At 63.8% G+C, this 13186-nt stretch carries 8 protein-coding genes; 5 read left to right on the top strand and 3 right to left on the bottom strand.

Going from position 1 to position 13186, the window contains the following annotated elements:
* The first annotated feature begins 10 nt into the window (after window positions 1-10).
* The 4 genes from ACFWEM_RS19240 (at window position 11) to ACFWEM_RS19225 (ending at window position 6810) form a co-directional block, all read left to right on the top strand.
* On the top strand, window positions 11-2446 hold the full coding sequence (locus tag ACFWEM_RS19240) for a LuxR C-terminal-related transcriptional regulator (protein ID WP_378536005.1): 2436 nt from the start codon (window positions 11-13) through the stop codon (window positions 2444-2446).
* Between the two features lie 406 nt (window positions 2447-2852).
* Window positions 2853-3824 (top strand): hypothetical protein, encoded by a 972-nt coding sequence (locus ACFWEM_RS19235; RefSeq protein ID WP_378536003.1) that lies wholly within the window; start codon window positions 2853-2855, stop codon window positions 3822-3824.
* A 109-nt stretch (window positions 3825-3933) separates the two neighbouring features.
* On the top strand, window positions 3934-5274 hold the full coding sequence (locus ACFWEM_RS19230; RefSeq protein ID WP_347871605.1) for a S1 family peptidase: 1341 nt from the start codon (window positions 3934-3936) through the stop codon (window positions 5272-5274).
* Between the two features lie 225 nt (window positions 5275-5499).
* On the top strand, window positions 5500-6810 hold the full coding sequence (locus ACFWEM_RS19225) for a S1 family peptidase (protein WP_158170301.1): 1311 nt from the start codon (window positions 5500-5502) through the stop codon (window positions 6808-6810).
* 79 nt (window positions 6811-6889) lie between these two features.
* Here ACFWEM_RS19225 and ACFWEM_RS19220 read toward each other — a convergent pair whose 3' ends face one another.
* A complete protein-coding gene (locus tag ACFWEM_RS19220; protein ID WP_378536001.1) occupies window positions 6890-7540 on the bottom strand; it encodes an ammonium transporter in 651 nt (216 codons plus the stop codon).
* Window positions 7541-7899: 359 nt separating this feature from the next.
* Here ACFWEM_RS19220 and ACFWEM_RS19215 point away from each other — a divergent pair, with 359 nt between their 5' ends.
* Window positions 7900-11094 carry a (Fe-S)-binding protein gene (locus tag ACFWEM_RS19215; protein WP_378535999.1) on the top strand — a complete coding sequence of 1065 codons (3195 nt, stop codon included), beginning with the start codon at window positions 7900-7902 and terminating at the stop codon, window positions 11092-11094.
* 174 nt (window positions 11095-11268) lie between these two features.
* Here the strand turns inward: ACFWEM_RS19215 and ACFWEM_RS19210 are convergent, their stop codons facing one another.
* Together ACFWEM_RS19210 and ACFWEM_RS19205 are read right to left on the bottom strand one after the other, a co-directional pair.
* Window positions 11269-11724 carry a hypothetical protein gene (locus ACFWEM_RS19210; protein WP_378535997.1) on the bottom strand — a complete coding sequence of 152 codons (456 nt, stop codon included), beginning with the start codon at window positions 11722-11724 and terminating at the stop codon, window positions 11269-11271.
* A gap of 40 nt (window positions 11725-11764) precedes the next feature.
* Complete coding sequence (locus ACFWEM_RS19205; RefSeq protein WP_378535995.1) at window positions 11765-12943, bottom strand: DUF6745 domain-containing protein; 1179 nt, start codon at window positions 12941-12943, stop codon at window positions 11765-11767.
* Between the last annotated feature and the right edge of the window lie 243 nt (window positions 12944-13186).

The following is a 13186-nucleotide window of genomic DNA, read 5'->3' as shown; positions in this document are numbered from 1 at the left end:
CAGGCCTTCGATGAACCGTGACAGCGGCACCGAATCGTCTTACATCGCAGGACTTTTGCGCGGCATCGATCTGACTGCATCGCCACTGCGCCTGTTCGTCACCGGTACCGACGCCAGCGCTCGACCCCAAGTGTCGAGGGCAGTGCGGAAAAGAATCGAATCGGGTGACAAGCCCGTGGTCACCACGCTCGCACATGATGTCCCGGCCGATGCGATTGTGGTGATCGCGGACGCGCAGGCTCTGACCTCCGATGAAATCCGTGCCCTGAACGAGCTTGTTCAACGCGACGACCTCGGAGTTGTCATCGCCTCCGATCGAATCGATCCTCCACTCGCACCGATCTACGCGAGCATCTCGAGTTTCGGTACCGTCCTTCACCTGAACCCGTTGAACCGATCCGATATTCGGAAGATCGCCGCAGAGCGAAGAGTCCCGCTCGACGACCGCGCCATGCTGACGCTCGAGCACCTTGCCGGTGGTTCCTTCGGTGCCATCGAAGCGTACTTCGCCGCCGCCTCGGCGGGCCGCCCGGAAATGGCGCCGGCCGTACGCACACACTTTCTCCATCAGGTCACCGCTCTGCATCCGATCGAGCGGGAGATCCTCGAGGTTTCACTCGCCGTCCCGGACGTCGACGCTTTCGAACTCGATCTGGGACAGGAGAAGTTCAGCCTCACAGCCGCATTCGACCGCGCCTTGGCGTCCGGACTGTTCGGGTCGCGATCTCCCCTCGTCGCGAGCGTCTTGGCAGAGTCGACCAGCACCGGGCGTATCCGCAGCGAGCTGATCAGAATCGTCGAATCACGCGCGCACGCGCGAACTCTCGACATCGACACAGCACGAAGGCTTTTCGACTCCGGCATCCGCCACCGCGATCTCACGGCCGTGCTACGAGACGCAGTCGACGGCAGCATGCCGGCGGTCGCGGCAGATCTCTTTCGTCGTGTGCATTCGATCGAGCCTCTCGACCTGGCCGACACGCTGCTGTACGCCCAGGTGTCGGCTCGAAGTGGTGACCTCGACACCGCGTGCCGCCTGGCAGATTCCGTCATCGCCGAACCCGATCTCGACAACGCGAAACTGGCGACGGCAGTGCGGGTCCGCGCAGCTTCATCCGCCATGTGTGGTCAACTCGGCGCTGCTGCTGATCTCTACGCCTGGCTCGGGCCAGAGCGCACCGGAACCGAATCCCCCTTCGCCGCAATCACCTTCCTCGGCATCGGCAGTGTCGACGACGCGAACGCGGCGCTCACCGGACACACCGGATCACCGTCGAGCACCACGGTCGGCGCTGCCACTCTCGCCAACGGACTGATGCAATCGGTAACGGGGAGTGCACCGAGTGCGCTCAATACGATGTCACGCGCGCTCTCCCTCCCCGGCGGCGCTGACACCTCGCAATTCCAGCCTGATTCCGCCCCGGCACTGGTCGCTCTGGCGCTCCTGCACAACGGTGCACATGAACGCGCCGCCGCTGTAGTCACCGCCGCGATCGCCGCCGACGACGCAAGCAGCCACACGTGGGCACGGCTTCACATTCTCGGCGCCTGGATCGCGATGATCCGTGGGAACGACACTGCTGTCGACGACCTACCGGACGAGGTAGTCCGCGGCCCCCTCCGAGAACGTGACGCACTGTTTCTGCATGCTCTGATCGTGGCTCTCGCTCGGCGCTCCGGCGATCTCGCCCAGTTGCGTCGGGCTTGGTCCGGCGCGGCAGGCGCCCTCTCGTCCTGCAGCGTGGATCTCTTCAATTTGCTTCCCATCGGCGAACTGTGGCTTGCGGCAGTACGACTCGACGAGGCCGAGCAGGTCGAGCATCTTGTCGACGACGCGCGCTCACTCCTCCGCGCACTCGGCGAGCCGCCGCTGTGGTCTTCGCCGCTTCATTGGTACGGCGTCCAGGCATCGATCCTCGCGCAGTCGCCGGCCGACCTCCTTCCACACGCGCATGCACTCGCAGAATCAGCCAAAACCCACACTTACGCAGCCGGTTTGGCGACCGCCGGCCGCCAGTGGCTCCTACTCATGCAGGGCAGCGTCGACGCAGACGAAGTCGAAGCCGCTGCGCGAACGCTCAGCCGAATCGGACTCCCCTGGGACGCGGCCCGCCTCGCCGGCGAAGCAGCGCTGCGCACCCCGGACACCAAATCGGCGACGGCATTGCTCCACGTTGCGCGCTCGCTACGCACAACGTCGACGGCAGAAACGATCGCAACCGATTCGGCCGACAGCGCGACACCACCGTCGGTACTGACCGAGCGCGAACAAGAAGTTGCCGAACTCGTCGTCGTCGGCCTGACGTATCGGGAAATCGGCGAACGTCTCTACATCTCCGCCAAAACCGTCGAGCACCATGTCGCACGCATCAAGCGGCGCATCGGGGCACAGTCCCGTTCGGAATTGCTCACCATCCTTCGAAGCATGACAGCGGCGAACAAATAGTTAGCTGAATATTGTCCGTAGGGTTGCGTATATCCGTTTAAGTGATAGTTTTCACAGGAATCAGGACCTGCATGCCGAGCAAAGTTCGGTAACTGTGAAACGGGGATCGCTATGAATTGGGGAGTCGGACTCGCCGTCGGCAATAAACGAAGCATTGCTGCGATCGCGAAACCTGACTCGGTGCTGGTGACCCTCGAACGCGAATCGGTGCTGCACCACGCCCCTGACGGCACCGTTCAGCTAGGTGAAACCGCGACTGGTTCCGCCGGGTTGCGGGGGTTCCTCGACAGGGTCGGAACTGACGATATCGACAACTTCTCCGAGCACATGACGCGGGGGGGAAGAACTCGTAGCGACGGCCATGTATTGCCTGGTCAAGGAGGTTCGCGCACTCACCGAACACAACTTGGACATCTCTGCCGTGATTCCCGCAGGTTGGTCGAGCGATTCCGTCGACGCACTGCGCGTCGCACTCGACAGCATGGATCTCGACGGCGTCGAACTGATTCCGGAAGAGGACGCCTCCGCGGCTTGGCTCGCAGATCCGGATGCCGACGACAGTGCGGCTCGCGGAGCCGCAGCGTTGGCCGCGCCCTTCTCGATCACCACTCCGTGTTCCGAATCCGATGCCTTTTCCGAACCCGAGCCAACCGCTCTTTTCGAACCGGAGGAGACCCCCGAGGAATTTCCGCCGTTCGTCCTGATCGAACCGGAGCCGGAATCCGACGTGGAGGCAGCGGTCACGAAAGCAGCGAGTGCCGACAGTTGGCGCAATCGTCAGTGGCAGTCGGAGCGCCGACCGATCATCGCCGCAGCAGCCGCCGCAGTTTTTCTGACGGTGTCTGGCTGTGCGGCAGCGGTCATCATCGGACACACCCCGACAGTTCCGGCACCCGGGATTCTCGACGCACAATCTCCCTTGTCCCCCGGCACCACGCCCGCCACCGCGGCGAGTCCGTCCGGCGCGGTTTCGCAATCACCGACCTCGCTCCCGTCGGAAGTACCCGCACTCGGCGCGCAGCCGACGGCGCAGTGGTGGTCATCCGAAGCGGATCCGACCTCATCCGAATCCCAGACCACGCCGGAGAATCCACGCGCCAGTGCCGAGAAATCGACAACGGCGAACGCCCCCGTGCAGCAGGGATCGCCGATCACCGTCCAGATCGACCCACTTCGGATCGAGAACCTGCCGCCGGTCGTCAGACCGCTGGATCCTGTCGATCCGGCTACCCCGGACACTCCCACCGTGACCGACCCCACTGATACACAGACGACGCCGACACAGCCCTCCAACCCGACCGACACAACCGATCCGGCGGTTCCGAATCCCGACATGCCCGCAATGCCGGTGGCCCCGAGACCCGGAATGCCCGGTTAGACAATAGGATTCAACTGTTCGACAGGAGGCGCACATTCCTCCTCGAAACTTTTCCCCTATGGTGGGTGCGGTACCTACCGGCTCGGTGCCGGGGACTTGAAGGGATTTCATGCGTAACTCGTTGGCGATCCGCACCGCTGTGGTCGGCGCCTCGGCACTACTGCTCGCAGCTCCATTCATCACGACGGCATCGGCAGAGCCCGCCTCCGACACGCATGTCGAACAGCTCGAAGCCGACCAGCTTCCGGCTGAGCTTGTCGAGGCGATCACCCGCGATCTGAAGATCTCCCCGCAGGAGTACCTGGACCGCGCTGCCAAAGCTCAGGAGCTCGGTGCGTACGCCCAGGATTTCAAGTCCGAGCGTCCCGGCGACTACGCCGGCTCGTGGATGGGACTCGACGGTCAACCCGTCGTAGCCGTCACCACTACCGAAGCTGCACGCATCGCCGCCGACGACGGTTACCGCACGCACGTCGCCCCCGTCTCCGCCGACACTCTCGAGAAGACACTGGCCGACGTCAACGGATGGATTGCCGGGCTGCCCAAGGAAATCTCACGCGCAGTCAATTCGGCGACCATCGACGTCCTGAACAACCAGGTTGTCATCGACGTCGCGAACAGCCCCGTCGGGCAGGCACTCAATCTTCCGACCCTGCTCGAGAACACCAAGATCGTTCTCAGCCCGGACGGTGGCGGATCGGTTGATCCCCGGGCACTCGGCGGCGACACCTACATCACGTCGACGGGCCCCATTCGCGAGACGCCGACCGAGAACATCTCGGTCTGCTCGTTCGGGTTCAACGCCGTCGACAATCAGAACAACGCACTCAATATCAGTGCTGGACACTGCAATCCGGCCGAGGGTTCGAAGTCGCCGGTCTACTTGCCGAATCACGCGAACGTCGACGACAGTCAGTTGATCGGCGCCTTCTCACAGTCTTCGGTCGGCAACAACGCCGGCGATCTCGATTACTCGGTCATCAAGTTCGACCAGTCGGGCATCGATGCGGGCCTCGACCGCGCTGCCGTCCGCGGCGCCAACGGAACCACCCTCGCGATCACCGGAACAGCACGTCCCGTGATCGGCGCCCCCATCTGCAAGTCGGGCCAGACGTCGTCCTTCACCTGTGGCGTCGTGGCGGCGGATCGCGTCGAAACACAGCTGGTCATGGCAGACGGTGATTCGCGAACAGTCCGCGGATTCGCCGGTACCGCGTGCACCCTCGCCGGCGACAGTGGCGGCGCCATCGTTTCCGGAACCTTGGCGCTGGGCATCACCAGCGGCTCCAACAGCAGCGGCGCCCCGAGCTGCAACGAAGCGAACCTGGTATTGGCGACCTCGGGCGGAACCTCGAATCTCGGCATTCCGGTCGGAGACATTCTCGACGCGGCAGATCGCGCATCCGGCGGCGGTGTCGGTTCCGGAATCCGCGTTCGCACTGCGGGTTGACCCAGCCCTGAGCTACTCACTGTGCCCGCCGATCCGTTTCTCGATCGGCGGGCACAGTGCTGTTGTCGGTCGGAGTCCCCGCTGCGCGCTTGTGTAACGGGTGGGATTAGTGCGTTCGAACCCATATAGTCATGGTCGACTGTGATCGGCTCACCACAAGTCCGTGAGCCGTATCCGTGTGCTCCCAGGGGGGTGGTACGCGGTCAACGAAGTGGAAAGGCCCTCATGCGAAGCTCCATCGCACGTCGTGCCGCAGTGTTCGGTTCGGCCGCGCTGCTGCTCCTCGGACCGATTACCGCGGTCGCGAACGCAGAACCGAACGAATCCGGGGTATCCGATCAGGCAGCCCATCTGCCCGTCGAACTCGCCGAAGCTCTACAGCATGACTTGGCGCTGACGCCCGACCAGTTCGTCTCGCGTTCCGAGCTCGCGCAGAAGCTCGCCGAGTTCGCCGCCATCGCGCGCGTCCAGTTCCCCGACTCCTTTGCCGGTGTCTGGCTCGACGACCTCGGCAAGGGCGTCGTCGCTCTCGCTGACGGTCGAGACAAGGACGCCGCCCGCGAGGCCGCCGAGAAGGCCGGCTTCGAGGTCAAGGACGTCGCTCAGAGCGAGCAGGCTCTGCAGGGTCAGCTCTCGGCGCTCAACACGTGGCTCGATTCGCAGCCTGCCGAGGTCGCTGACCTCGTGCGTGGCATTGCCGTCGACGTAGTCGGCAACGGAGTCGCCCTCACGGCCGATCCTGCCGCCGGCATCGAATTGCCTGAATTCCTGAAGCGGACTGTTGTACACACCGCTGCTCCGCTACTGGTTCCCCCGATCGTCGCGGACCTCATCCCCGCAACCGGGTCCGCCACCGGCGACGCCGCACTGGGCGGAGACGCCTTCGGCGCAACCTCCGGTAACACCGGGCTGCGTTGTTCGTTCGGCTTCAACGGCACCGACGGTTCAGGACGCACGGTCAACATCAGCGCCGGCCACTGTGATCCCAACCGCGCCGCCGCCGGCACCTCGAACTCCAGCCAGGTCTTCCCGATGGTGAACAACCAGACCGGACCCCGCGTCGGATACTTCGCCAAGAGCAGCTTCGACGGACGCGACTACTCGATCATCAACATCGACGACAACGCGAAGTACCGCTTCGAGAACAACAGCGTGCGGGTCCCGTTCAACCGCTCGGTCAACATCACCGGTACCGCCGATCCTGTTGTGGGCGCCCCGGTCTGCAAGGCAGGGTCGACCACCGGCTTCAGCTGTGGCGTCGTCACCGGCGTCAACCGCGTCGCCAAGGTTTTGGATCACACCCTCGACAACGGCTTCACCACCAACATCTGCGTCCTGCAGGGTGACAGCGGTGGCCCCATCGTCTCCGGAACGCTGGCAGTGGGCATCACGAGTGCCTCCAACGTCGCCACCTCGCCCCTGTGCGAGATCGCTCAGGCCGAGACATTGTTCGGACAGGAAGCACCGACGCAGTACGCGACGCCGATCAACGACATCCTCGCGGCCAATCCGGGCCTGAAGGTTCGCGACTACTGATCGCACACATTCCCTGAGGTAGCAAAACGGGCGCCACACCTTCTGAAGGTGTGGCGCCCGTTTCGGAGTCCGTGACGTTCTACTGGAAGAGAGTTGTTCCAGCCGGAGCGTTCAGGACCTTGATCAGGTCCATACCCGCGACAATGGCGGTTCCACCGCCGGCGAGGATGGTACCGGCGACTCCACCGATACCGGCGCCGGTGACCATGCCGGGCAGGCAGCCGACAACCAGGCCGGGCAGACCCACGATGCAACCGATGACTGCACCGACGATCGTGCCGGTGAGGCTACCGATCTGCGTGGCAAGCCCGAGCTGTGACTGGAACTTCTCGATGGCCTTCTGATCCTCGTCAGGCGAAGCGACCGGGGTGAACTCGGCAGCGACCGGCTTCGGCTTGGAGCTGGCCGGATCCAGGTTCGGCTTGAGGGTGAGGGTCTTGCCGTCCTCACTGACGGTCTCGTCGAACGGGAACTGAACGTCGCCGAGGTTGAACGCGAGCGGCAGGCTCACGAGAGTTGCGCCCTGGCTGTTCTGCAGGTCGACGTGTGTTCCGTCACCCGAGACTCGGAATGCTCCGGCGTCGATGGTGGTGACGACAGCCTGGTCGACGACCTCGGCGGTGTACGAAACGTCGGGTGACGTCTCCGGAGCTGCGTAAGAAGTACCTGCAGCGATGCCCGTAGCGGCAATGGTCATCGCTGCGACGGCCGCAGCTTTACGAATGAACATTTTCAATCCTCCCCGGGATCGGGCGGGCGCAAGTCGATGACTCACACCACCCGTGTCCCCTGTGCGTGACGGGCGTAACGATAACAGCCGGTCGGTTGGCCTCACCTGCTCGGAACCCGAGTTAGGGCTGCCTGACAGATGGACACCTGATGGGCACCGCCTAACGTGACGACCAGACATGTCTGCGCCTGGCCAAGCCCGTCGGACGCAGAAGATTGATCTCTCCAGGCCACGAGCGGTTACCAGCCGGTACCTACAGGCTGGTAATGCTAGTTACTGGCGGGTAACATAACGCAGGTTAGTATCAGTGGGCTGTCCCGAGGTGGCCGACGCGTCGCCCTGAAACGAAAGGCCGCGACATGAATGCCCTGACGATTACGTTGGGCACGATTGGTGCACTGCTGAGCTTGGTGTGTTGGTACATCTTCCTCTCAGGTGCATTGAGGATGTTCAACACCGTGCGCATCGGCCAGTCGGCACCCGATCGATGGCGCCCGTTCTTCCCTCGCTTCAAGCAGATGATCATCGAGTTCATCGCGCACACGCGCATGAACAAGTTCCGCAGCGTCGGCTGGGCCCACTGGCTCGTCATGGTCGGCTTCCTCGGCGGATTCCTGCTGTGGTTCGAGGCTTACGGCCAGACGTTCAACCCCGAGTTCCACTGGCCCATCTTCGGTAACACGTGGGCGTGGCACCTGTGGGACGAGATCCTCGGCCTTGGCACCGTCATCGGTATCACCACGCTGATCGTGATCCGTCAGCTCAACCACCCGCGTCTGCCCGCGCGCCTGTCCCGTTTCGGCGGCTCCAATTTCAAGGCTGCCTACGTCATCGAAGGCATCGTCCTGCTCGAGGGCCTGGGCATGATCATGGTCAAGGCCGGCAAGATCGCGACCTACGGCCACGCCAACCCGTGGACCGACTTCTTCACCATGCAGGTCGCCAAACTGCTTCCCGCCAGCCCCGTCATGATCTCGGTGTTCGCGTTCGTCAAGCTGATGACCGGCATGATCTGGCTCGCGATCGTGGGCCGCAACATCACCTGGGGTGTCGCGTGGCACCGCTTCTCGGCGTTCTTCAACATCTACTTCAAGCGTGAGGACGACGGCACCGTCGCCCTCGGCGCCGCAAAGCCCATGATGTCCAAGGGCAAAGCCCTCACCATGGACAACGTCGATCCCGACACCGACACCCTCGGCGCCGGAAATATCGAAGACTTCTCATGGAAGGGCTGGCTCGACTTCACCACCTGCACCGAGTGCGGGCGTTGCCAGTCCCAGTGCCCCGCGTGGAACACCGGAAAGCCGCTCTCCCCCAAGCTGCTCATCATGTCGCTGCGTGACCACGGCTATGCCAAGGCCCCGTATCTGTTAGCCGGTGGACGCAAGGACATGGGCGGCGACGAGATCGGTCTCGTCGACGCCGAAGGCAACGTCAAGGAAGGCGCCCTCGCCGCGATCCCGGAGGCCGCACGACTCGAGGCCGACCGCAAGCTCGTCGGTGAGACCGTCGAAGGTGAGATGGCCCCGGTCATCGACGCCGAAACCCTGTGGAGCTGCACCAACTGCGGCGCCTGCGTCGAGCAGTGCCCCGTCGACATCGAACACGTCGACCACATCATCGACATGCGCCGCTACCAGGTCCTCATCGAGTCGGAGTTCCCCTCCGAGCTCGCCGGCCTGTTCAAGAACCTCGAGAACAAGGGCAACCCCTGGGGTCAGAACTCCAAGGACCGTCTCAACTGGATAGGCGAGATGGACTTCGAGATCCCCGTCTTCGGCAAGGATGCCGACAGCTTCGAGGACTACGAGTACCTCTTCTGGGTCGGCTGCGCCGGTGCCTACGAAGACCGTGCCAAGAAGACCACCAAGGCCGTTGCCGAGCTACTCGCCACCGCGGGAGTGAAGTTCATGGTTCTCGGCGCCGACGAAACCTGCACCGGCGACTCCGCTCGTCGTGCCGGCAACGAGTTCTTGTTCCAGCAGCTCGCGATGCAGAACATCGAGATGCTCAACTCCGTCTTCGACGGTATCGAGAAAAAGAAGCGCAAGATCGTCGTCACCTGTGCGCACTGCTTCAACGCCCTCGGCAACGAGTACCCGGAGGTGGGCGGCGACTACGAGGTCGTGCACCACACCCAGCTGCTCAACCGTCTGGTGCGTCAGAAGAAGCTGATCCCCGTTGCATCCGTGAGCGAAGACGTCACCTACCACGACCCGTGCTTCCTCGGACGCCACAACAAGGTCTACGACGCTCCCCGTGAACTCATGGAAGCCTCGGGCGCCAAGCTCGTCGAAATGCCGCGTCACGGTGAACGCTCCATGTGCTGTGGTGCCGGTGGCGCCCGCATGTGGATGGAAGAGAACATCGGCAAGCGCATCAACGTCGACCGCGTCGACGAAGCGCTCTCCACCAACCCCAAGAAGATCGCCACGGGTTGCCCGTTCTGCCGCGTCATGCTCACCGACGGCGTCACTGCCCGCCAGGAGCAAGGCCAGGGCGAAGGCGTCGAGGTTGTCGACGTCGCACAGCTGATGCTCAACTCCGTCACCCGCCTCGAACCCGCCAAGCTCACCGAGAACATCAAGGTGATCCCGCGGGAGAAGGCACCGGTCGCTGCTGAGGCAAAGGCCGAAACCGTCGAGCAGGATCGGGTCGCCGAAGTCGAGGAAGCAGCTGCGACGCCGGAAGCCAAGGCCGCTCCCGCCGGCAAGGGCCTCGCCATGAAGGGCCTCGCCAAGGCACCCGGAGCGAAAGCTCCCGGCGCCAAGGCACCCGGCAAGGGACTCGGAATGGCGGGCGGGGCAAAGGCTCCCGGCGCCAAGAAGGCCGCTCCTGCCGAAGCCGACGCAGCTCCCTCTGCCGAAGCCGCAGCACCCGCCGCACCGGCGGCAAAGCCAAAGGGCCTCGGTCTTGCGGGCGGAGCCAAGGCTCCCGGCGGCAAGGGACTGCAGATGAAGGGCGCCGCCAAGGCACCCGGAGCCAAGGCCGCTGCCGCACCGGCAGCGGAAGCTCCCGCTGCTGAGGCTGCTGCACCCGAAGCTGCTGCGCCCGTCGCCAAGCCGAAGGGTCTGGGCCTGGCGTCCGGCGCCAAGGCTCCCGGCGGCAAGGGACTGCAGATGAAGGGCGGGGCCAAGGCTCCTGGAGCGAAGGCAGCCCCTGCTTCTGAAGCACCTGCCGCTGCGCCCGAAGCACCCGCCGCTGCACCGACTGCACCGACTGCACCGGCAGAGGCTCCGGCCGCCGAGGCGGAAGCTCCGAAGGCTCCACCGGTCGCCAAGGCCGGCGGACTCGGATTCAAGTCGGGCGCAAAGGCTCCCGGTGCTCGGAAGGCAGCCCCCGCTGCAGCCCAGGCGCCGGCAGCGCAGGCACCGACTGCGGAGGCACCTGCTGCGGAGGCCGAACCCGTGAAGGCAGAACCCGTGAAGGCAGAAGCACCTGCTGAGGCGTCCGCACCCGCGGAAGCTCCGGCACCTGCTGCCGCGCCGCCCGCCCCCAAGGCCGGCGGACTCGGATTCAAGGCCGGCGCAAAGGCTCCCGGCCGCAAGAAGTAGACGCACCACCTGCGAATGCCCTCACCGTCATGGTGGGGGCATTCGCGTTTGTGTGGGAACCCCTAGCCGACCGAGCACCCTTTCCCTCGACCCAACACACCGTGCAGCACGCGGAAACCGGTGCTCGCCCTACGCAAGTGGTGCTCACTCCCCCGCCAACTCGAGGCCTGCGTGTCAATCAGCGACAAGCATCACCGCACCGCGCGCACGCCCGACACCCCTTTCCTGCTGCCGTCCGATGACGTAACGCCCCGGAGCGATGCCGGTCGCGCCGTGCTCCGGATGGATGAGGTACGCAGTCACCCGGGTGTCGACCACGCCGAGTGCAAGGCCCCGCGCATCTTTCACCGGCGTCGACCACCTGCACTCCCCTGCATCTGCAACCAAGCTGTGAGGGTTCCCGCCCGCCGCACTTCGCAGCAGTTCCACTCCGGAGAGCGGAACGTTCACTGATCGAGTCCACGGCAGAGGCGCGACGATGTTTGCAAGCAGCGAGAACGGGATCACGATGAGATCGCCCTGTGCCTGAAGACCGTCGACCACAGGAATGGACACTTCCTTGTCGAGATAGTCGAAGACATCGAGGCCGGTGAGGGTGGTAAGAGCGGACAAGGTCATGTTCGAGTTCATAAGTATCACCAGGGGTTTGAGGTTGGGGTCCGTTTGACGTTCAGGTTCGGCGAACGAGGCGTGCATAGTCGGCACCGGTGATGCCGTAGGTCCATCCGGCGGCATCCATCGCGGACGTGAACCATCCCGGCACGTGAAGACCGTATCGCCGTCGATGCCCATCGCGCTCGAGAGAGCCGTTGACCGCGAGCAGGATTCGTCCACTTCGGCCCCAGCCTTTCGGTGACGCGTAGAGCTGAAGGAGACAACCTGCATTGCCGGGATCGTCAGTTTCGTCGACCAGTGTCAGTCCGGCAATCTCGATGTAGGTATCCCAGCCGACGCGCTCGATCGCACATCGGCGGATCTCGACATTGCGCTCCTGCGCGATCCGGTCGGGGTTCGGGTCGAGCACCACCCAGTCGGGAACGATCGCCCCGTGCAGAACGAACGCGTTTGTGCCGTCGTCGAATTTGATTGCGGGGGAATCAGAATGGTGCAACCGCTGCGCTCCCTGCGCGCTGCCCGGAATCGGTTCGGCATGTAAGGCGGTGGGTCGTTCAGCCATGATGCACACATTGTCGAACGCCCACCACCACCCGGTCGAGTCAGCCAGCGCCGTTTGCACGTCCAGAAGCTCACGGTCTTCCGACTCGAATGTCGCAAGACCATATCGGCGGAACGTGTCGTAGTACGCGATTCGATGGGCTTCTTGCTGTCCGTACCAGGTCACCCTGCCTGCCACCGGGGTCAACATCGTTCGTATCGCAGCTGCGACGCCGTCGAACAGCGTGGTGTGCAACGATTCCCAAACGGATGCCCTGATCAGACGCTCCCTCTGCCGGCGTTCTATCTGCCAGCCGGTTCTCCGACATTCGATTCGCGCGTCCATGCGTCGGCGCGATGCCGCAAACATGCTCGCGATATACCCAGATGCGCAGTCGAGTCCGGCGCCGTCCAAGGACATCTTGGTCGACAGTCCTTCGGTGACGATCAGGTCCGAACCGGCACGGGGAGACGGAACCCAGACGAACTCCGGTTTCGGCAGTCCGGACCGCCGATACAGCTGCGAGACAGAGGACTCTGCGGTGTTTCGATCAGCAGGACGAGTACACAATCCGCGTTCGAGCCAAACGTCGCGGATCTTTTCCAGGGCCAGACTGTCTTCATCGAAGAGATTGAAGTTCTCGGGCAATGTCGCTCGACGTGATGCCGACGAGCGAATCGGTGCGGCGCTCACGCGACGGTGGCGGTGTCCGCCTTTCCTGTAGTCATAGTTCTACAGCGTGGCACGCAAACGCTCCGAACGCAAGGAACACCCGAGCGCAACGTCGAGAACCGGCCACCGTTTCCGTCTACTCAACACCCCCTCCAACGGGATGAAACCAGTTCGCACTGTGGACAAGTGGTGCTCACTCGAACTTATCCACAACCTCCGGATCACCACTTCCCTCTCGTCGCCACGTGCACCAAGATCGATCGA

The sequence above is a fragment of the Rhodococcus sp. NPDC060176 genome (genome assembly GCF_042728675.1).
GTDB lineage: Bacteria > Actinomycetota > Actinomycetes > Mycobacteriales > Mycobacteriaceae > Rhodococcus_F.
Note: the sequence above shows the minus strand (reverse complement) of the source record. Positions and strands in the feature narration are given on the sequence as shown.

Coding starts and splice junctions, on each gene's coding strand:
- ACFWEM_RS19220 (WP_378536001.1), bottom strand. CDS start 7,540: ATGTTCATTCGTAAAGCTGCGGCCGTCGCAGCGATGACCATTGCCGCT.
- ACFWEM_RS19215 (WP_378535999.1), top strand. CDS start 7,900: ATGAATGCCCTGACGATTACGTTGGGCACGATTGGTGCACTGCTGAGC.
- ACFWEM_RS19240 (WP_378536005.1), top strand. CDS start 11: ATGAACCGTGACAGCGGCACCGAATCGTCTTACATCGCAGGACTTTTG.
- ACFWEM_RS19210 (WP_378535997.1), bottom strand. CDS start 11,724: ATGAACTCGAACATGACCTTGTCCGCTCTTACCACCCTCACCGGCCTC.
- ACFWEM_RS19225 (WP_158170301.1), top strand. CDS start 5,500: ATGCGAAGCTCCATCGCACGTCGTGCCGCAGTGTTCGGTTCGGCCGCG.
- ACFWEM_RS19230 (WP_347871605.1), top strand. CDS start 3,934: ATGCGTAACTCGTTGGCGATCCGCACCGCTGTGGTCGGCGCCTCGGCA.